A 19136-nucleotide genomic window follows, 5' to 3' on the forward strand; every position below is an offset into this window, starting at 1 on the left:
TGCGCCAGCGGAGCCAGGTAGGCCGGGGACTGCCACGAGGTCAATGACCCCGAGAACCGCTGCACCGGGTTCACCAACGGGTGCTCGGGCAGCACGCGCCGGATCGGCGGCAGCGTCCGCCACTCGCCGCGCAGCACGGGTTCGGCGCGCGCCGCAGGCTCGGCACGCGGTTGCTTCCGCCATGGCCACATCGCGGTTCACCGCCCCTGGCTTATCCGTGTGTTGATGCGCGCGATCTCGGCCACGTACCGCAGCCGGTCCGGGTGTTCCAGATCCAAGATGGACTCCCACGACCAGTGGAAGTGGTACGCCACGTACGCGACCTCCTCGTGGAGGCGGTCGGCCGCGTACGTCACGATTCCCCCAGGCGCCCGCCCGCGACGTCCACGCTGAACCCGTGGCCGCACTCGGGACAGGCCACCGCCGCGCGGGTGTGGCCCTCGCTGTTGATCCGCCGGTACATGTCCTGCAGGAAGGCCAGGTCCGACGCGAACAGGTTCTCCACGACACCCGCGTGCACGTCGGTCACCGTGCCGATCCGCACGACGACCCTGGCCAGCAGCACCACCGTCAGGTAGGCCGCGTTCTCCCGCACCCGGTCGTCGCGCAGCGGCACCAGTTCGTCCCGTGCGGTGGCCAGGCGCATCACGCCCGACCGGTGCACGACTCCCGCGTCGTCGACGTAGCCGCGCGGGAGTTCGAAGGCGAACTCCGTCCGCATCTCCACCACCGGCGCGGACGGCGGTTCGGGAGCGGGTGCCGGCACCGCGGCCATCATCCTGCGCATGGCGTCACTCGATTTCGAGCTGTTCGTAGGTGATGACCAGCTTCTCGGTCAGCACGGAGGTGTCACCGGCCTTCAAGGTGCCGATCTCCAACGACTTCGGCCACGCGTTGGTCAGCTTGTAGCGCTTGATCGGCTGGCCCTCGTAGTCGTAGACGATGATCGCGCCTCCCTTGCGGGCGGTGGTCATCTTGCCGAAGTGCGAGTCCTTGACCCACTTCTCGAAGCTGTTGTCGGAGGTCAGACCGCGGGTCAGCGTCACCTCGCCGGCCTTCGGCCTGCCGGGCAGCTTCTTGATCATGTACTTGCCGTCGTTGGTGTTCTGCTTCAGCTCGATGACGTCCTGCTCCATCTTCAAGCCGGAGACCTCGGAGATCTGCTTGATCGCGACGCCGTCGACTTCGAGCCCGAACGAATGGCCGACCGAGGTGTCGAGGTCGGGAAGGGCCATGACTCAACCGCCTTTACTCGTTGACGAGGCTGGTGCCGCCGGAGATCTGCGCCAACCGGAAGATCACGAACTCGGCGGGCTTCACCGGCGCGATGCCCACCTCGCAGATCACCTGGCCGAGGTCGATGCTCTCGGCGGAGTTGGTCTCGCGGTCGCACTTGACGTAGAACGCCTCGTCCGGGGTGAGCCCGAACAACGCGCCCTTGCGCCACTCGGTCACCAGGAACGCGCTGATGGTGCGCCGGATGCGGGCCCACAGGGCGTCGTCGTTCGGTTCGAACACGACCCACTGGGTGCCGTTCAGGATGGACTCTTCGAGGTAGTTGAACAGCCGCCGCACGTTCAGGTACCGCCACGCCGGGTCGGAGGACAGCGTCCGCGCGCCCCACACCCGGATGCCCCGGCCGGGGAACGACCGCACGCAGTTCACGCCGATCGGGTTGAGCAGCTCCTGCTCCGCCTTGGTCAACTGCGTCTCCAACGCCACCGCGCCGCGCACGACCTCGTTGGCGGGGGCCTTGTGCACGCCGCGCGTGCCGTCGGTGCGCGCCCAGACGCCCGCCATGTGCCCGCTCGGCGGCACGAACACGTGCTCGTCACTGGCCGGGTCGAAGACCTTGATCCACGGGTAGTACAGCGCCGCGTACTTCGAGTCGTAGCCCGCCTCGTTCTGCCGCCAGTCGCGGACCTGCTGCGGGTTGAGGGCGGGCGGCGGGTCCAGGATGGCGATCCGGTTGCCCATCAGCTCGCAGTGGGCGATCATCGCCAGCTGCACGGCTTTCACCGACTCCGACGTGATCAGGTCGCGCTCCAGCGAGCTCATCAGATCGGGCACCGAGACCATGGTGATCTCTTCGATCGCTTCCAGGCCACCGAACCCGGTGCGGTCCGCGACGTCGCCCACGTAGTCGTCGGCACCGATCTTGCGCGGTGCGGGCGGTGCGGCGGGCGTGTCCTTCAGCGTGACCGCGCCCTTGTCGGGCTTCGCCAACGCGGTGGAGGTGGTCTCCTCGATCGTGATCAGGTTGGACTTCTCCTGGACGACCGTGACGACGTTCTCCTTGGTGCGCTTGGTGGTCACGTTGTGCGTCTCGACCACCTTGCCGTTCTGCTTGACCAGCAGCGTGAAGCGGTCGTCCGGCGGGTTCTCCCCGGTGGCGTCGGCCACCTCCACGGTGATGTCCGCCGCGCCGAGCTCCTTGGCGCGGATGCGGTAGTTGCCGAGCGCGGCCTGCGGTCCGGTCGGCTCGGCGCCGTTGCCGCGTTCCCCGCCGATGCGCACCACGTAGCAGTTGGTGCCGCCGTTGAGGAAGTACCCGTAGACCGACTGGGCCAGGTAGCAGTTCTCGACGAAGTCGCCGAACGTCTGCGTGTACTGGGCCCAGTTGGAGACCAGGGTCGGCGTGTTGAAGGGGCCGCGGGCGGAGAACCCCACGAAGGCGGCGACGGCGGTGCCCACGCCCTCAATGGGCCGCGCACCCGCCTCCACCTCTTCGACGTACACCCCCGGCGAGAGATAGGTGGGCATTGCGTTGCCTCCCAGAGTCGTGCGGAACCGGCTGTGGGCAAGATGCTCCGGCCCGTGAGTGGTGTGGCGAAACGACCACGAGGCTGTGCCAGGGGGAACCGATAGCTGCCCGAAGGTGCAACTGCCCGTTGGGGCAGCGGGGACTACCCGTGTGATCGTTGCCGTCGGCACTCCGATCACCGGACAGTAGGAGTACAGCGCAGGGCGCACTACGCATCCGCCCGGAAGCAGTCGACGTGGGCACAGCGTCGACCGCACCGCGTCGACCGCACCGCGCACGCCGGCACTGCCGCCGCGCGCTCCGACCGAATTGACGGAGGCGGCCGTGCGGCCGGCACGACGGGCCGGCCGCAGGGGCCGAGACGTGGGCCCGTGACGTGGGCCGACCGACCTACTCGGCGGCCTCTTCCTCTTCCTCCCGCTGCACGTAGGTCTGTGCCGCCGGCGCTTCTTCCTCTTCCTCGGCGGGCGCTTCCTCGCGCTGCAAAGCGGCTTCGGCACCGTGGTCGTGGTCCTCGTGCCGTTGAACGGCGGGCGTGGCGGCCGGAGCCGACATGATGTGGTCGGCGTTGGCGCCGGCCTCGCGTTCGAAGCGGTCGGAAGGATCGCTCACCTTGACGCCGCCGCCGGCTTCCGTGCCGTCGACCGGACCGCTGCGTTGCTGCACGACGTGGGTCAGCTCGTGGGCCAGCATGTGCTTGCCGGCGTCGGACGACGGGTCGTACTTGTCGTTCTGGAAAACGATGTTCTCGCCGACCGTGTAAGCCTGGGCGTTGACGGACTTGGCCGACTCGTGCGCGGCGCCGTCGGTGTGCACGCGGACACCGGAGAAGTCCTGTCCGAAGCGGGGTTCCATGTCCTCGCGCACGCCCGTGTCCAACGGCGAGCCGCTGGAGCGCACCACGCTGTGCACCGGGGACTCGTCCTCCACCAAGGCGCTCGTGCCCGCGTTGCCGACGACCCGTTGCAGGCCCAGCATCCCGGCCGGACCGAGCACGTCGGTCCGGCCGGCCGCCGCCGCGCGACCCAGCAGGTCGTGCTCCTCGCGTTCCACCCGATCGCCCTTGGGGCGGAACGCACTCTCGCCCTCGTGCTCGTGTCCGCGCATGTTCGCCCCCACATACCAGAGGTGTCGCTCCAGAGCATGGTCCCGGCGCGCAGCGAAAACCAGCCTCGGTCGCACGCCGTCCGGGCAGTCTCGGCTGCCCGAAAGGGCAGTTCACGAGGAACGGTCACCACCCGCGCCCGGATCCGGTGGTCACGACAGCACGAGGTCCATGTACGGGCCGAACTCGCGGGCGCCGACGAGTCGCCCCAGCTTGCGGTACTCCCGGGCCACCGCGCCGACCACCTCGGCCATCCCGACCGGCCGCCCGGCCTCCGCGGCCAGGTACGCGGCGGTCACCGCGGCAGAACGGATGTGCCCACCCGCCAGCTCGAACGCGGACGACAGGAAGCCCAGGTCCACCTCGGTGCGCGGAGCGGTGTCGCCCAGGCACTTGTCCCACAGCACGCGCCGCAGGTGCTCGTCCGGCACCGGGAAGTCGACCACCACGTCGAGCCGCCGGGTGAACGCGTCGTCCAGGTTGGCGCGCAGGTTCGTCGCCAGCACCGCGATGCCGTCGAAGGTCTCCATGCGCTGCAACAGGTACGCGCTCTCGATGTTGGCATAGCGGTCGTGCGCGTCGCGGACTTCCGATCGCTTCCCGAAGATCGCGTCGGCCTCGTCGAACAGCAGCACGCCGTTCACGCCCGAGGCCTCGGTGAAGATCCGCTCCAGGTTCTTCTCCGTCTCACCGACGTACTTGTCGACCACGGTCGCGAGGTTCACCGTGTAGAGGTCCAGCCCCAGCGACGCGGCGATCACCTCCGCCGACATCGTCTTGCCGGTGCCCGAATCGCCCGCGAACAGTCCCGTCACGCCCCGGCCACGGCCTCCGCCTGGGCGCATCCGCCACTCGTCGATCACCCGGTCGCGGTGCCGGGCCCGCGCGGCGAGTTCGTGCAGCAGGCCGACGACGCCGACCGGCAGCACCAGGTCGTCCCACGTCACGGCGGGCTCGATGCGCCGCGCCAGGCGTTGCAGACCGGCCGCGTTCTGGCTGCGCGCACCGGCCCGCAGGTGCGCCGTGGTGACCGCACCGCCGTCCACCAGCGCCGAGACCGACGCGGCCCGCGCGGCGCGGGCGATCTGGCCGGGGCCGAGCACGAAGTGCGCGGTGGCCGCCGCCGGGTCGACGCCGGGCGCCAGCTTGCCGTCCAGCCGTTCCCGCCACAGGTCGGCGCGAGAGGTCGCGGCCAACGTGAGGGCGTCGTGCAACAGCGGCGGATCGACACTCCACTGTGGATTCCACACGTCGACGCCGTGCACCAGCAGCGGAACCGACGGGTGTGCGAGCGTTCGCAGCAGAGGCTCGTCCTCCACCGGACCCAGCACCACACCCGCACCGAGCAGTACCGCTTCCCGCAGCACGGCCGTCGCCAACTCGGTGTGGTCGGGCTCGGCGCGCAGCCGCGCGGCATCCACCTCCAGCACGGTGAACCCGGCGTGCGTCAAGGCCGCCGCCGCCAGCTCGCGCGCGCCACCTCCGGGCCGTTCCCTCAGGTACACCAGCCGGACCTTCGCCCGCAGCGCCTGCACCAGCCGCCCGACGTCGGCCGTCAGCACCGGTTCGTCGACCACGCGCGCCACGCCGGACAGCGCCGCGTCGGGACGGTCGTCGCCGAGCAGGTGGTCGACCACCCGGTCCGGCACCCGCAGCGACCGGGACAGGAACGGCCGTTCCCGGTCCTCCACCACCAGCAGGCCGGCGGCGAGCAGCGGTGACGACGGGTCGAGCCGCGACCGGCCGGCGGCGGACGCCTCGGGCAGCCCGCAGAGCCGCAGCGCCAGGCCCGCCGTGGCCCGCCGCCGGGTCACGTCGTCGTTGAGGTAGCCGTAGAACTGCTCGAACCGGCTGTCCACGTCCGGGGCCAGGGCCACCAGCAGGAGTTCGACGTCCAGGCCGGACAGTCCGGCCACCTCCGCCAGCCGGCCGAGCCGACCGGCGGCGGCCGAGGACTGGAACGGCACGAACGGTTCCCGCCGGGACGCCAGGAGGGTTTCGACCGCCTCGTCGGACAGGTAGAGGCCGCGGAACGGGTCGTCCGGGTTCGGGTCGGCCTGGCGGCGCGCCGCGACCGCGTCCCGGATGCGCCGCTCCAGCGCGGCCAGCCGGCCGAACAGGTGCGGCAGGCTGCCGGTGTTCACGGGTGCCTGCGTGTCATGGCGGGCCGGTGGGCGACCGAGTCGCCGCCCATCGCCAGGCGCATCCCGTCCTCCACCGGCGGGCCGGCCGGGAACACGCGGCCCGCGTCGACCGGCGAGGACACCACGACGTCCAGGGACGGCTTGAGCTCGCCGCCCAGCGCGGTCCACACGTCGGCGAACGCGCGGTCCTCCGGCGGTGGCAGCGCGACCGTCATCGGCACCGGGAGTTCGAGCGCGGCAAGGGTTCCGGTGAGCAGCGTGGTGGGCACCGCCTCGTGCCGGAGGAAGCCGACCAGCAGCTCGGACAGCAACCGGTGCTCGTCCTCCGAGCGCTGGGTCCACGCCGTGACGAGGTAGGACAGCTTGATGTAGCGCGGCGGCAGGCGGCGCGAGACGACCTGGCCGCTCTCGTAGTCGTTGAGCAGGCCGCGCTGCCGGCGGCGCATGTCCTCGCGGATGTCGTAGAGGTAGACGTTGACGGTGGGCGCGTTGCGCCGCGCCGCCCAGTCCTTGGTCGGCGCGTCGAACGCGACCTCGACGTCCGTGCCGCGCAGCGCGTCGTCCCGGACCAGTCGGCGAAGAGCCTCGTCCACCTCGTGAATCACGCTTCCACCATGGGGTCGCGACCGGTCGTGGGGCAGCGACGCGGCGACGGACCTTGGGGCAGCACCGGCTGCCCGCGAGGGCAGCGGCGGCAATCGCACGAAGTGCATGATTCCGAATACAACCACCGCATTAATACGGAAAACGCCCTGCCGGCAGCACGTTTCGCGCGTATTGATCACGACCTGATCGGTGCTAGGGTGCGGCGCCAACCAGGGCACTCCGAAAGGATCCGGGAGCAATGGATGGTCGGCACCAACGGGCTCGCAGGACCGCCGACAACCCCGAAAGTGAGCCGACTACCTCCAGGACGACTATTGCGGTGGCCCGGTGGGGTGGCGTGGCCACCGGTCTGACCGGCGCCCTCGTCGCGGTGCTGACCTTTCCGACCCCGCTGTTGAAAATCGTCGGGGCACTGGTCTGCGCCATCATCGGCGCGACCGTGCTGGCCGCCGCCCGCGACCGGGACAGACCCCCGGCCGGTCTGCTCGCGCTCCTGTCCACGGCCAGTGTCGCCACGTTGGCGCTGGTCATCGTGCTGAGCAACCAGGGCATACCGGCCCCCGCAACCCCCGCGCACACGGCGGGCGGGCCATCCCCGTCCAGTGGCCCCGCGACCACGACGGACGCGATCGGCACCGCCCGGTCGGTTCCTCCGACACCGCCGAATGCCACCTCGCTGACGACTTTACGGCCGGTGAAGAACGAGGCGAGCGAAAACCTCTGGACCACCGGCACGATGCGGTTGAAAGGCGTCACCCACGACCAGGCGATCGCCGCCACCGGGGCGTGGTGCGGTTCCACCGAGGTCGAATTCGCTCTGGACGGGAAATACGACCGGTTCTCCGCGCTGATCGGGATCGCCGACGAATCCGCCGAGACCAAACCACTCGACTTCTACGTGCTCACCGACGGCCATCGCGTCGGGGACTTCCCGGCGGTCGGCAAAGTGCCGCAACTGGCCACCGTACCGGTGGCCGGCGCGCTGCGGCTGACCATCGGCGTCGAGCCGCCGGACGGCGACGCGAGCACGTGCCCCGGCCCGGAACGCGTCGGCATGTGGGCCGACCCGCTGCTGACCCCGGCCAGGTGATCGTCCCGGCCGGCGCTCCTCCCCGGTCAGTCCGAACCGGGATGTGTGCTCCCGGTGACTTCGAGTCCCGGAAAGCGGTCGGTATGACGCGCGTCACATGTTAACTACCGGCGTTCACAAACCGTGATGTTCGGCCGTTCGCCGCCCGGCCGGCTTTCACGATTCTGATGGGCGGTCCTGTGTGGACGTGGTGTAGCCGGCTCACGGCTCGGGTATGTGCCAACCATGAACGGCGGCGAGGTAGAGCTCCGGTTGGCTGCGCTTCCCGCCTGCCTGTCCACCGTCCGCGCGGTGGCCGGCGCGATCGCCCGATCGACACCCGAACTCGCCATAGACCTGGTCATCGCAGTGGACGAGGCGTGCACCACGCTGGTCGCCAAGGCCGGCCGACACGCCGAGCTGGCCTGCCGGTTCATCCGTGACGGCGACTCCGTGCGGTTTCGCGCACAGGTCCGCTCATCGGCCGTCACCGTCCCCGACCAGCGCTCGTTGTACTGGCGGGTCGTCAGCTCGGTGACCGACACGGTTGCCACCTGGGTGGACGGAGACGGCCTGTTGCACGTCGAGTTGAGGTGCCGGGCATGAACGCGGTCGACTACCAGCCGATGTTCGCCGAGATGGCGAACACCCAGCGTGACGGGATGCGCTATGCCGAGCTGCGCGACCGCCTGGTCACCGAGCACCTGCCGCTGGCCAGGCACATCGCCGACCGGTTCGCCGAGCGCGGCGAGTCGGTGGAGGACCTGCGGCAGGTCGCCGCACTGGGCCTGATCCACGCCGTCGACCGGTTCGACGCGGCCCGCGGCATCGACTTCCTGGCGTTCGCGGTGCCCACCATCACCGGCGAGGTCCGGCGCTACCTGCGGGACCAGGGCTGGGCGGTGCGGGTGCCCCGGCGGCTCAAGGAGCTGTGCACGTCGATCGACTCGGCCCGCGTCGACCTGGCCCGCCGCACCGGCCGCTCCCCCAAGCCCACCGAGGTCGCGCGGCACCTCGGCATCAGCGTGGACGAGGTCTACGAGGGCCTGCACGCCACCTCCGCGCACCACCTGCTGTCGCTGGACGAGATGACCGGCGGCGAACTGGACACCACCGACGGCCTGGTCGGCGACGACCCCGCGCTGGAGGTGGTCGAGCTGCAACACGCCCTCGACCCGATGCTGCGCGGCCTGCCCAGGCGGGAACGGCGGATCGTCGTGCTCCGGTTCTTCCGGGGCATGACGCAGAGCCAGATCGCGGACTCGGTCGGAGTGTCGCAGATGCACGTGTCCAGGCTGCTGAGCCGCTCACTGGCCCGGTTGCGCGCACTGCTCGATGACGTCTGAAAGCGGGAGAGGTGATCGCCGTGGCGAACCTGTCGTGGCCGCAGCGCGCGGCGCTGGTGCTCGGCGCGCTGCTCGTGGTGTGGGCCTTGGTCGACCTGGTCGCGGGGCGGACTCCGCTCGGTGTGCTGCACCTGATCTCCGGTGTCGCGGTGTTGGCGGTGTCGTCCCGCGTGCGGGCGATCCGCCACGCGGGCGCGCTGTTCGGCCTGGTGTACCTGGTCGTGTTCGCGTACGGCATGGGTGATCCGGGCGGCCCGATGGACGCGGGCGTGCTCGGCAACGGCGCGCACCTGCTGCTCGGCTTCGCGTCGGTGGCGATCGCGGAGAGCTGCGTGTGGTGCGAACAGCGCGCCAAGGGCCTCCACCGCCGCCGCGCGGGACGGTTGCCCTAGCGGGTTAGCGGGTATTTCCCCCGTGTCGTCAACCGGGAGGTCCCCAATGCACACCACGGGCTGGCACGAGGTCGTCGGTATCGATGGACCATTCGTGTCGGTGTACCTCGATGTGAGTGATCACGTAGGCCTGCGGTGGCGTGCGATCCGCGACCAGTTGGAGGGCGCCGGGGCGGCCCCGGAACTGCTGGAGGCAGTCGGTTCGGCGATATCGGACTCCCGGTCGAACGCCGTGGGGCGCGGGTTGGTCGCAGCCGACGGGCGGGTGCTGATCGACCGTGACCTGCCGTTGCCGCCCACGGGCTACACCGTGCGGTTCGGCGCGTTGCCCTACCTGTTGCCGCTGGTGGACTTGTCGGAACCCCTGCTGCCTCATGTCGTCGTGCAGGTTGCCGAGTACGAGGCGGAACTGCGGGGCGTGGACCCGAGCGGCCGGCCGGTGGCCGTCGCCTCGGTGGGGGCGCGGCGGACGAACCGACGACTCGACGCACTGGAACTCGCCGACGTGGCCCACGAAGCCACCTCCCTGGTCGACCGGTTGCAGGCCCCCTTACTGGTGCTCGCCGGGCCGTTGTCCTCGCGGCGGTCCTTGCGGGTGGCGCTGCCCGATCGGTACCACCACCTGGTGGTGGAGGTCGAGGGTGCGCCGGACCGGACCGTGCTGCACCTGGCGGGGCGGGCGAACCAGGATGCCCGGCGGGCTGTCGTGCAGCGGTTCCGCGACGAGTCCTCGCGGCTGACCGGGCGGGCCGTGCACGGGGTCATCGCGGTGCAGGCGGCGCTGGAAGCCGGAGCGGTGGAGACGCTGCTGTTGACCGACCCGTTGGTGGGATCCCGGATGGCAGCCGACGGCGGTCGGGCGGACGAGGTCCTGCCGTTGCTGGCGGCGGTCCACGGCGCGGAGATCGCTTTGGTGGGCGGGGCGCTGCGACTGCACGAGGACGTCGGCGCACTGCTCGCCGGTTGAGGACTCGGACGCGCCCAGCCCGGCGCATTGCTCGCCGGTTGAGGGCTCGGACCGTCCGGCGGCGTGCGCCCTGTCCGGCGCACGTCTCGCCGCACCCGGACCGGAGTGCGGCCGAGCGCGAAAACCCGCGCGGGCGCCCGGACCCGTCGGCCTACTTGGTCAACAGCTCCACCACAGCCTTCTCGACGGTCTCCCGATCACCGTCGACGTCGGCGAGAACAGTGCCCTTGTTGAACAACGTGACCACCCGAGGGTCCACATAGGACTTCCGGGCCACGGCCGGCGTGTTGCCCAGGTGCTCGGACACCTCCCGCATCACGGCCGCCTCCACCCGCTTGCGACCGCGCTGTGACCCCGGCCGCTCCTCCCGCGCCAGCGCCACCGCCGCCAACACCGTCGCGTGCCAGGTGCGCAGGTCCTTGACCGAGAACTCGTCCCCGACCAGTTGCTTGAACCGCTCGTTCACGTCCTCCGCGGTCACCCCGCGCCCGCTCTGGTCCACCAACAGCCGCTCGTCGTCGGACCTGTTGCGCTGCAACGACTTCACCGCCCGCGCCAGATCCCCGTCGACCACCCTCGTGGTGAACTGGATACCGCCCTTGGCCGGGTAGCAGAAGTCCAGGGTGGATCCGCGGACCCGGACGTGGGAGCACAGCAGCGTCGCCACGCCGTGCGTCCCGTTGTCCTCCGCGTAAGACTCGCCGCCGACCCGGAACACGCCGCGATCCAGCATCGCCAGCGCCGCCGCGACCACCCGCTCGTGGCTCCGCCCCCGGCCGCGCAGCGCACGGGCCACCTCCGTCCGGAACGCCGGCAGGGCCGGGGCCAGCGTCAGCACCCGGTCGTGCTTCTCCTCGTCCCGCTCCTGCCGCCACCGGTCGTGGTACAGGTACTGGCGGCGGCCGGCCGAGTCCGTGCCCACCGCCTGGAGGTGGCCGTTCGCGTGCGGGCACACCCACACGTCGCGCCAGGCGGGCGGGATGACCAGGGACTTGATCCGGGCCAGCTCCTCCGCGTCCGGCACCGCGCCGTCGGCATCGGTGTAGCTGAAGCCCCGGCCTCGGCGCTGTCGGCGCCAGCCGGGACCGTGCGGGTTGCTGCGGCGCAGTCTCACCCCCGCGTGGTGCCCAGGCCCGAGAAGGGTGAAACTTCCTGGGTTGAGAGCCGCCCCGATTGGGTATGGGACGCCCATGACGCAGCCGTGGACCGTCGGCGTCGAGCAGGAGTTCCTGCTCGTCGACCCGGAGTCGCGCCGACCCGTGCCCAAGGCCGAGGCAGTCGCCCAGTACGCGGGCGAGCAGTTCGACGTGCAGCGGGAGCTCACGCCGTTCCAGATCGAGGTGGCGACGCCGGTCTGCCACACCACCGCCGAGCTGGCCGAACAGGTCCTGCTCGGCCGCAAGCACCTGGCCGAGGCCGCGCAGGCCGTCGGTTGCCGGCTGCTCGCGTCGGCCGTGCCGCCGGTCGGCACGGCCGGGCCCCCGCCGGGCACCGACGACCCGCGCTACCGGTTGATGGAGTACTCGCACCGCAGGCTGCTCGGCGGGCAGGGCGTGTGCGGGATGCACGTCCACGTCGGCGTACCGGATCGGGCGACCGCCGTCCGCGTCTCGAACGCGCTGAGACCGTGGCTGCCGACGCTGCTCGCGCTGAGCGCGAACTCCCCGGTCGAACAGGCCGCGGACACCGGGTACGCGAGCTGGCGGTCGATCGTCTGGTCGCGCTGGCCGGTCGGCGGACCGCCGCCGCACGTGGACTCGGCCGAGCACTACGACCGCCTGGTGCGGACCCTCGTGCACACCGAGGTCGTGCTCGACGAGAAGATGGTCTACTGGGACGTGCGGCCGTCGTCGCACGTCCCGACGGTGGAGGTGCGGGTCGCGGACATCCCGCTGACCACCCAGGACGCCGTCGTCATCGCCGAACTCATCCGGGCCTTCGCCCGCACCGCCGGCTCCTCCGCCGAACCGCCCGATCGGGTGGACGACGTGCTGCTGCGGGCCGCCTACTGGCGTGCCGCGCGCGACGGCGTGGACGGTCTGGCGGTCGACCCGCGCACCGGGCACCTGCTGCCGGCCCGGGACCTGGCCGCCGAGCTGGTCGCGCTCAGCGCCGACGCGCTGAGCGATGCGGGCTCACTGTCCGTCGTGGAACATCACCTGGAATGGTTGCGTTCGAACGGGAGCGGGGCGGCCCGGCAACGCCGGGCGTTCGGTGCCTCGCCCGACGCGCGTGACCTGGTCGACCTGGCGCTGGCCGAAACCGTCGCCGAAGGCCACGCCGGACTACCGTGGACAACGCACCGCACCGGCGGTGTGCGATGAGAGAGGAGACCGGCGTGCCAGAACCCGCGGCAACGCTCGCGTCCGTTCGGGTCGATCAGCCGTCGGACGGCGTGGTGGTGCTGCACGTGTCGGGTGAACTGGACACGAGCAGCGCGGACGAGCTGGCCAGTCCGTTGAAGAGCAACCTGGTGACGGGTGTGCGGGCCGTGGTGGTGGACCTGCTCCAGGTGCGGTTCCTCGGTTCGGCGGGCCTGGAGTCGCTCGTGACGGGTAGCAAGCGGGCCGACGAGCTCGGTGTGCCGCTGATCGTCGTGGCGGCCGGTCGGGCGGTGCTGCGCCCGATCGAGGCGACCGGCCTGGCCTCGGTGTTCACCATCGTGGCGACTGTCGACGAGGCCTTGGCGAAGGTCTGACCGAAGTCGTCCTCGCCCGGCTCGTGAGAGCCCGGTGGACGCCAGAGGGCTCGACGGACTGCGCGGACGGCGCGGCGCACTGCCCCCGACAGGGGCTCCCACGGGGGCAGTGCGCCCGCCGCCGACCAGCCCTGGCCGACGTGCGTCGCCCTGACCGGTGTCGGTCTTCCCGACCGGTGGCGCTCAGTCCCGGCCGATGTCCTCGAACCACAGCTCGGGGTGGGCGGCGGTGAAGTCGCCCATCAGCTCGACGCACGCGGTGTCATCGAGCACGGTGATGCCGACACCGTGCTCGGCCAGCCAGTCGTGACCACCGTGGAACGTCCGCGCCTCACCGATCACCACTCGGGGGATCCCGAACTGACGGACGAGGCCGCTGCAGTACCAGCACGGTGACAACGTGGTGACCATGATCGTGTCCCGGTAGCCCTTCCGCCGGCCGGCGTTGCGGAAGGCGGCGGTCTCGGCGTGCGTGGACGCGTCCCCGTCCTGCACGCGGCGGTTGCGCCCGCGGCCGAGCAGCGTCCCGTCCGAGGTGAACAACGCGGCGCCGATCGGGATCCCGCCCTCGGCCAGCCCGGCACGGGCCTCCTCCACGGCAACGGCGAGCATGTCTCGTGCGTCCACGGCCTCAACCTACCGTCGCCACCGGTCGCCCCGTCGACCACGGACGGCCGTCAAGCACCGAAACAGAGAAAGCCCACGCTCGCCGCGAAGGCCAAATCCCCATCGCCCGCATACGCCTCCTGCGCCCCCGCCAGAGCGACCGCCGGCGTCTGCCCCTCGCCCAACCGCCGATGCAGGTCCACCATCAACGGCGTGGTCGTCTCAGCCGGCACCGGCACCACGGGCGCGACCAGGGTCCGCGTGCCCAGGCCCAGCAAAGCCGCCGTGAAGCCCATCAGCTCATCCCCGGGCCGAACCGCCGACAACCCCGAATCGCACGCCGACAGCACGACCCGGGCAGGCGGCGTGCGCAGCCGCTCCAGGTCGTAGACCGTCAACGGCCCATCAGCCAGTTCCAAGGCCGAGAACAACGGGTTGTCCGCGCGGAACGAGCCGTGTGCCGCGACGTGCGCCAAAGGCGCGCCGTCCATGGCCGACGCCACCGCGTCGACCGTCGCGGCATCCCCCACCAACACCGACGCCTCACCCGCGAGCGGCCTGATGGCGGCGATCTCCGTCGGCGCGGCGGGCAACCGGGGTCCGGCTGCCAACACCGCCCGGTCGTGGGGCACCCGGGAGGACGAAGCCGCGCGCAGCCACACCGTCGCGGACGGCACGACGGTCACCGAACGTCCCCGGCAACCGGGCAGCGCCGCCCACGGCAGACCGCCGAGCATCCCGGTGGGCGCCAGCACCAGGGCCCGGCCGTCGAGACGTCCGCGCAGCGGCACGAGCAACCGGCGGTCCAGAAGGGACGCCGCGTGTTCCGCACCCGCTCGCACAGCGGTCTTGTCCACCTGCTCGGGCAGGGTCACCAGGCGGTGCAGCGCGAAGCGCAGGAGCCGGATCTCGCGCACCGCCCCCTCGACCGGCCCCAGCCGGTGCAGGCTGGCGCGACCGCCGGCCACCACCACGGCCAGCAGCGCGCCCTCGAAGTCGAGGTACTCCACGAGCGCCGCGTCCTCCAGCGCCCACGCCAGGTCACGCACCGCCGGCACCCGGTCCACCGCGCCGCCGCCGCTGGTCTGCCGGGTCAGCTCGCGCACCCGTTGCTCGCCGCGCAGTTGCCGCTGCCGCAGAGCCGCCGTCGGCTTCCCGGCCGACAGCGCCACGTCGATGTCCGACGTCACCGCGCGCAACTCGGCCAGCGCGTCGGCCAGGCCCGAGTCCTCCGGCGGACGCGCGGGCGTCATGCGCAGTGCCCCGGCGCGCCAACTCTCCGCCCAGCTCAGCACCCTCCCGGCGTGCCCGCTCGCCACGGCCGACCGCAATCCCTCCAACGCCAGCGCCTTGCCCTGCGCCCCGCTCAACGCCCGCAGCTCCGCCGCACCCAGCGACACCCGGTACTCGTCGAGCAGCACGAGCCCGCGGCGCAACGCGAGCTGCGCGCCCCGAGCGTTGCCCTCCAGGTCACGCCGCAGCGCCTCGGCGTACCAGCCCTGCACGCGGTGCGCCGCCGGGCCGCCCCGGCGGGCGGCGCCGGCCGCCGTCAGCTCCACCAGGGCGCGCCGCTCGTCGCCCAGCTCGCGGGCGATCAGCGCGGCGTCCACGCGGGCCTCCAGGCCCGCCATGCGCCAACCCAGTTCGTCCAACCTGGACGCCACCCGTGCCATCGCCGTGCACAACCCGCGCGAACGGTCACCGCTCAGGTACGCCGCGCGCAGCTCCAGGTGCCGTGCGCCGACCTCCCACACCTCGCGCTTCTCGCGCCGGAAACCCTTGCGCGCCAACACGGCCAGCCGCACGGCCAGCTCCAAGTCGTCCTCCATCAACGCGATCCGCGCCCGGTAGAACAGCGCCTCGGACCGGGCCAGCACCAGGCTCTTGCCCAGTTCCGCCAACGCCCGGTCGGCCGCCGCCCGCGCCTCTTCCAGCAGCGGCACGGACACCAGCAGCTCCAGCCGGTTGATCAGCAGCGCGGGGCGGGGCACCTCCAGGCGTCGGTACTCGCGCTCGGCCTCGGCGAACATGGTCAGCGCCCGCGGCACGTCGCCGGCGCGGGACGCGGAGATGCCCGCGTTCCACCGCACGTCCGCGACGGCCAGCTCCTGGTCCAGGTCCCGGTACAGGGCGGCGGCGCGGTCGAAGTCCTCGTCGGCCGCCCGCAGGCCTCCGGTGTAGGCGCGCAGCAGGCCGCGGTTGTTTCGGGCACGGGCCTCGCCCAGCTTGTCGCCGTCCCGGCGGGCCGCGTCGATCGCCCAGTTGTACTCCCGTTGCGCCTCGTCGTAGCGGCACAGGTAGTGCAGCACCAGCCCGCGTTGCATCCGCGCGTAGTCCGCGTCCACGCCGCGCAGCTCGGGCAGTGCCGCGTTCACCGTGCGCAGCGCCTCCGCGTGCCGCCCGGTGTTGGACAGGACGAACGCGAGGCTCACTCGCGCCAGTGCGGCGAGCCGTCCGGAACCGGCTTGTTCGGCGATCCGAACCGCCCTGCGCAGGTGTCTCAACGCCCCGTCGAAATCGTGCAGTTCGCGCAACGAAAGACCGATCGCGCGTTCCGCCACCGACGCTTCCCCGGCGTCGCCGACCGACCGCGCGGCCCGCAGCGCCGAACGGCCCATCACGATCGCCGCGTGCGGATCCCGTTGCCGGGCTTCCAGGGCAGCGGCGGCGGAAACCCCGGCCACGGACACACCTTATTACCGGAAGCCCTGTGGTAGCTTGATCAAGCTCAGCACCCGTCGACGCTGCTGTGAGGCCTTCGTGTCCGAATCGTCGAACCGCCCCGAGCTGTACGAGAGAGCGTTCGAGCAGGCGATCAGGGAGCACAAGGACCTCCGGCTGCACGCCGAGCGCGGTCGCGAGTTCCTGTTCGTCGCGCGCGAGCTGCTGACCATCCCCGAGGACGTCGACCGGGTGAGCCGGAAGCTGCGGGACAACCGCGTCGACAACGAGCGGGGCCGCGATTTCGCGGGCATGGTCCGGCTGGTCCTGCCGCGCAACCCGGACGAGATCCCGAACATCGTGCGCCTGCTGCGCGATCCCCGGCAGTGGCCCGGCGAGCGGGTGCCGTTCGTGCAGCCGCACCACGCGGTCGTCGGCCACGGCGGCAACATGCACGGCCACCCCGGTCAGCCGCCGCACGTCGGCACGCCGCTCGCGGACCCGCCGAAGGGCTCCGAGGGCCGCGGCAAGGGCGTGGTCGTCGGCATCCTGGACACCGGCATCTCGAAGACCGCCGCCACCGACCACCCGGCGTGGCTGGGCGGCGCGTTCGTGCCCAAGCCCGACGAGGTGGACGCCGCCTACGCGCACGACGACGTGTTCGCCCTGGAGGGCGGGCACGGCACGTTCGTCGCGGGAGTCGTGCGGCAGGCCGCGCCGGGCGTCCGGTTCGACCCGGAGAAGGTGCTGGACCCGTCCGGGCTGGGCACCGAAGAGGACTTCGCGCGGGCGCTGTCGTCGTTCGACGAGCAGGTGCACATCGTGAACGTCTCGCTGGGCTGCTTCACCCAGGACGACGTGGCCTCCGAGCCGATCCGCCGGGCGCTGCTGAAGCTGCCGAAGTCGGTCGTGGTGGTCGCGTCGGCGGGCAACCAGGGCACCAACCGGCCGAGCTGGCCCGCCGCGCTGCCCGACGTGGTCGGCGTGGCGGCGATCGCCGAGGAGCTCGACGGCACCCGCGCCCCGGCGTGCTACTCGAACTTCGGGCACTGGGTGAAGGCGTGCGCGATCGGCAACCGCACCAGCACCTACCTCAAGGGCAGGTGGGTGCTGCCGGGCGACCCGGCGGTGGACGTCTACGACCGGTGGGCGTACTGGCTGGGCACCTCGTTCGCCGCACCCCACGTGGCCGGCCGCATCGCGGAGACCATGACCACGCACGGCCTGTCCGCGACCGCAGCCCGCGACAAGCTGCTCACCGGAGCACCCTTCTTCCCCGGCTACGGAATTCTCGTGGATTAGACGTATCCGGCGGGCACGTCCGCCCTCCGTAGTGTGTGGAAGCAACGAGGAGACCTGAGCCCAGGAGGGGCCGTGACCCCTGCACCCCCCATCGCCGCGCTGGTCAGCGCGGCGGCGCAGGGCGACCAGCGGGCCTGGAACGAGATCGTCGACCGCTACACGCCGCTGGTGCTCTCGGTGATCTACAAGCACCGGCTGCGCCCCGCGGACGCCGCCGACGTGAACCAGACCCTGTGGCTGCGCCTGGTGGAGCAGATCGGGCGGCTGCGCGATCCCGAAGCACTACCCGGCTGGATCTCCACGACCACCCGCAACGAGTGCCTGCGGATGCTGCGCATCCAGCAGCGCGTCCAGCCGTACGACCCGATGTCCGACGACGAGCCGGCCAGCCCGGTGGACGCGGTGGCGGACCTGGACGAGGAGCTGGAGGCGGCGCAGCGGCGGCAGGCGCTGCGGGACGGCTTCCGGCTGCTCTCCGAGCAGTGCCGGGAACTGCTGGCCAAGCTGATGGCCGACCCGCCGCCCAGCTACGCGGCCGTCAGCGAACAACTGGCGATGCCGGTCGGCAGCATCGGCCCGACCCGCATCAGGTGCCTGGAGAAGCTGCGCAAAACACCCGCGGTGATGGGTTTCCTGAACCCGCGGCCGGTCGGCGGAGGAGGTGTGCTCGGTGAGCGGTCCGGGGTGGGAAAGCGATGAGGTGCTGCTGAGGGAGCTGACCGAGGCACTGGCCGAGGCACGCGACCTCCCGCCGGAGTTCGCCGAAGCGGGCCGCGCGGCCTACACGTGGCGCACCGTCGACGCCGAACTGATGCTGCTGACCAGCTACGACTCGATCCTGGACACCGACCTGGCCGCCCGTGCCCGAGCCGCGCTGACCGCCCGCCAACTCGTCTTCGACGCCGAGGGCATCTCCGTACAGGTGGAGGTCACCGAAGCCGGCGTGGCGGGCCAGGTGCTCCCCACCTTCCCCGGACGCGTCGTGCTGCTCACCGCGAACGGCCCGGTGGAGGACACCGACCTGGACGAGCTCGGCTGCTTCCTGCTCGGCCCACCACCCCCCGGCCCCGTGCGCTTCCGCATCGAGACCGACAACACCACCGTGGTAACCGACTGGGTCTGCGTCTAGCCCCGTCGCGGCGACCTTCGTTCGCGACGGGGCACTTCCCTGCCCACACCACGCACACCCCCGCCCACGGCCTGCGCGCCCCGCGCACACCTGCCGTTCGGCCGCGCCCCACCCACGGCCTGCGCGCCCCGCGCACACCTCTGCCTCTGCGTGTCATCCCCGTATGGCCTGCCCGCAGGGAACCGCATGTGTCAAGGGCAGATCGGTCGCGCGACCACCGCACACCCATGATCGATCTGCCCTTGACGCATGTGGTTGTCTTTGACCTGGCCATACGGGGATGACACGCAGACCCACCGCCCTCAAAGCTCGAAGAGCTTTGCAGGGCTCTTGTGGAGATCCTTGGC

20 protein-coding genes are annotated in these 19136 nt (G+C 71.5%); 10 read left to right on the plus strand and 10 right to left on the minus strand.

Annotated features, from left to right (window positions below; translation table 11 throughout):
- Nucleotides 1-197: 197 nt before the first annotated feature.
- The 7 genes from FHS29_RS29065 to FHS29_RS29095 form a co-directional block, all read right to left on the minus strand.
- Entirely contained in the window at nucleotides 198-356 is a 159-nt protein-coding gene (locus FHS29_RS29065) for a DUF6760 family protein (RefSeq protein WP_184696020.1), read from the minus strand.
- The gene (locus FHS29_RS29070; RefSeq protein WP_184696022.1) at nucleotides 353-787 is read right to left on the minus strand and encodes a hypothetical protein; all 435 of its coding nucleotides are present in this window, start codon (nucleotides 785-787) and stop codon (nucleotides 353-355) included. The genes FHS29_RS29065 and FHS29_RS29070 overlap by 4 nt, the downstream gene beginning before the upstream one ends.
- Before the next feature lie 4 nt (nucleotides 788-791).
- Complete coding sequence (locus FHS29_RS29075; RefSeq protein WP_184696024.1) at nucleotides 792-1235, minus strand: contractile injection system inner tube protein; 444 nt, start codon at nucleotides 1233-1235, stop codon at nucleotides 792-794.
- 13 nt (nucleotides 1236-1248) lie between these two features.
- Nucleotides 1249-2763, minus strand: coding sequence for a phage tail sheath family protein (locus FHS29_RS29080; protein ID WP_184696026.1), 1515 nt, complete (start codon nucleotides 2761-2763; stop codon nucleotides 1249-1251).
- Nucleotides 2764-3154: 391 nt separating this feature from the next.
- Nucleotides 3155-3871 (minus strand): eCIS core domain-containing protein, encoded by a 717-nt coding sequence (locus tag FHS29_RS29085; RefSeq protein ID WP_184696028.1) that lies wholly within the window; start codon nucleotides 3869-3871, stop codon nucleotides 3155-3157.
- 150 nt (nucleotides 3872-4021) lie between these two features.
- Complete coding sequence (locus tag FHS29_RS29090) at nucleotides 4022-6013, minus strand: ATP-binding protein (protein WP_184696030.1); 1992 nt, start codon at nucleotides 6011-6013, stop codon at nucleotides 4022-4024.
- Nucleotides 6010-6618, minus strand: coding sequence for a Pvc16 family protein (locus FHS29_RS29095; RefSeq protein ID WP_184696032.1), 609 nt, complete (start codon nucleotides 6616-6618; stop codon nucleotides 6010-6012). Before FHS29_RS29095 ends, FHS29_RS29090 begins: the two co-directional genes overlap by 4 nt.
- A gap of 338 nt (nucleotides 6619-6956) precedes the next feature.
- Between FHS29_RS29095 and FHS29_RS37865 the strand changes: the two genes are divergently transcribed.
- From FHS29_RS37865 to FHS29_RS29120, 5 genes are all read left to right on the plus strand, one after another.
- Entirely contained in the window at nucleotides 6957-7709 is a 753-nt protein-coding gene (locus FHS29_RS37865) for an NPCBM/NEW2 domain-containing protein (protein ID WP_184696034.1), read from the plus strand.
- A 252-nt stretch (nucleotides 7710-7961) separates the two neighbouring features.
- The gene (locus tag FHS29_RS29105) at nucleotides 7962-8294 is read left to right on the plus strand and encodes an ATP-binding protein (protein ID WP_246440934.1); all 333 of its coding nucleotides are present in this window, start codon (nucleotides 7962-7964) and stop codon (nucleotides 8292-8294) included.
- Nucleotides 8291-9034: a SigB/SigF/SigG family RNA polymerase sigma factor gene (locus tag FHS29_RS29110; RefSeq protein WP_184696038.1), complete on the plus strand. Its 744-nt coding sequence runs from the start codon at nucleotides 8291-8293 to the stop codon at nucleotides 9032-9034. The genes FHS29_RS29105 and FHS29_RS29110 overlap by 4 nt, the downstream gene beginning before the upstream one ends.
- A gap of 20 nt (nucleotides 9035-9054) precedes the next feature.
- Nucleotides 9055-9426 (plus strand): hypothetical protein, encoded by a 372-nt coding sequence (locus FHS29_RS29115; protein ID WP_184696040.1) that lies wholly within the window; start codon nucleotides 9055-9057, stop codon nucleotides 9424-9426.
- Nucleotides 9427-9526: 100 nt separating this feature from the next.
- Entirely contained in the window at nucleotides 9527-10393 is an 867-nt protein-coding gene (locus FHS29_RS29120) for a baeRF2 domain-containing protein (RefSeq protein WP_312865147.1), read from the plus strand.
- A 151-nt stretch (nucleotides 10394-10544) separates the two neighbouring features.
- Here FHS29_RS29120 and FHS29_RS29125 read toward each other — a convergent pair whose 3' ends face one another.
- A complete protein-coding gene (locus tag FHS29_RS29125; protein ID WP_184696044.1) occupies nucleotides 10545-11507 on the minus strand; it encodes a DNA topoisomerase IB in 963 nt (320 codons plus the stop codon).
- A 76-nt stretch (nucleotides 11508-11583) separates the two neighbouring features.
- On the opposite strand from FHS29_RS29125, the gene FHS29_RS29130 reads away from it, so the two are divergent.
- Together FHS29_RS29130 and FHS29_RS29135 are read left to right on the plus strand one after the other, a co-directional pair.
- Complete coding sequence (locus FHS29_RS29130; RefSeq protein WP_184696046.1) at nucleotides 11584-12717, plus strand: carboxylate-amine ligase; 1134 nt, start codon at nucleotides 11584-11586, stop codon at nucleotides 12715-12717.
- A gap of 14 nt (nucleotides 12718-12731) precedes the next feature.
- Nucleotides 12732-13091 carry an STAS domain-containing protein gene (locus FHS29_RS29135; protein WP_184696048.1) on the plus strand — a complete coding sequence of 120 codons (360 nt, stop codon included), beginning with the start codon at nucleotides 12732-12734 and terminating at the stop codon, nucleotides 13089-13091.
- A gap of 183 nt (nucleotides 13092-13274) precedes the next feature.
- Here the strand turns inward: FHS29_RS29135 and FHS29_RS29140 are convergent, their stop codons facing one another.
- The gene (locus tag FHS29_RS29140) at nucleotides 13275-13703 is read right to left on the minus strand and encodes a nucleoside deaminase (RefSeq protein WP_184696174.1); all 429 of its coding nucleotides are present in this window, start codon (nucleotides 13701-13703) and stop codon (nucleotides 13275-13277) included.
- A 65-nt stretch (nucleotides 13704-13768) separates the two neighbouring features.
- Nucleotides 13769-16381: a CHAT domain-containing protein gene (locus FHS29_RS29145; protein ID WP_184696050.1), complete on the minus strand. Its 2613-nt coding sequence runs from the start codon at nucleotides 16379-16381 to the stop codon at nucleotides 13769-13771.
- 76 nt (nucleotides 16382-16457) lie between these two features.
- Between FHS29_RS29145 and FHS29_RS29150 the strand changes: the two genes are divergently transcribed.
- The 3 genes from FHS29_RS29150 (at nucleotide 16458) to FHS29_RS29160 (ending at nucleotide 18789) form a co-directional block, all read left to right on the plus strand.
- Nucleotides 16458-17660, plus strand: a complete 1203-nt coding sequence (locus FHS29_RS29150) for a S8 family peptidase (RefSeq protein ID WP_184696052.1) — start codon at nucleotides 16458-16460, stop codon at nucleotides 17658-17660.
- A 72-nt stretch (nucleotides 17661-17732) separates the two neighbouring features.
- On the plus strand, nucleotides 17733-18359 hold the full coding sequence (locus FHS29_RS29155; RefSeq protein ID WP_184696054.1) for an RNA polymerase sigma factor: 627 nt from the start codon (nucleotides 17733-17735) through the stop codon (nucleotides 18357-18359).
- Nucleotides 18331-18789 carry a hypothetical protein gene (locus tag FHS29_RS29160; protein WP_184696057.1) on the plus strand — a complete coding sequence of 153 codons (459 nt, stop codon included), beginning with the start codon at nucleotides 18331-18333 and terminating at the stop codon, nucleotides 18787-18789. The genes FHS29_RS29155 and FHS29_RS29160 overlap by 29 nt, the downstream gene beginning before the upstream one ends.
- Nucleotides 18790-19136 lie beyond the last annotated feature (347 nt).

It is taken from the genome of Saccharothrix tamanrassetensis (assembly GCF_014203665.1).
GTDB classification, from domain to species: Bacteria; Actinomycetota; Actinomycetes; order Mycobacteriales; family Pseudonocardiaceae; genus Actinosynnema; species Actinosynnema tamanrassetense.

Coding starts and splice junctions, on each gene's coding strand:
- FHS29_RS29070 (WP_184696022.1), bottom strand. CDS start 787: ATGCGCAGGATGATGGCCGCGGTGCCGGCACCCGCTCCCGAACCGCCG.
- FHS29_RS29085 (WP_184696028.1), bottom strand. CDS start 3,871: ATGCGCGGACACGAGCACGAGGGCGAGAGTGCGTTCCGCCCCAAGGGC.
- FHS29_RS29080 (WP_184696026.1), bottom strand. CDS start 2,763: ATGCCCACCTATCTCTCGCCGGGGGTGTACGTCGAAGAGGTGGAGGCG.
- FHS29_RS29130 (WP_184696046.1), top strand. CDS start 11,584: ATGACGCAGCCGTGGACCGTCGGCGTCGAGCAGGAGTTCCTGCTCGTC.
- FHS29_RS29075 (WP_184696024.1), bottom strand. CDS start 1,235: ATGGCCCTTCCCGACCTCGACACCTCGGTCGGCCATTCGTTCGGGCTC.
- FHS29_RS29110 (WP_184696038.1), top strand. CDS start 8,291: ATGAACGCGGTCGACTACCAGCCGATGTTCGCCGAGATGGCGAACACC.
- FHS29_RS29140 (WP_184696174.1), bottom strand. CDS start 13,703: ATGCTCGCCGTTGCCGTGGAGGAGGCCCGTGCCGGGCTGGCCGAGGGC.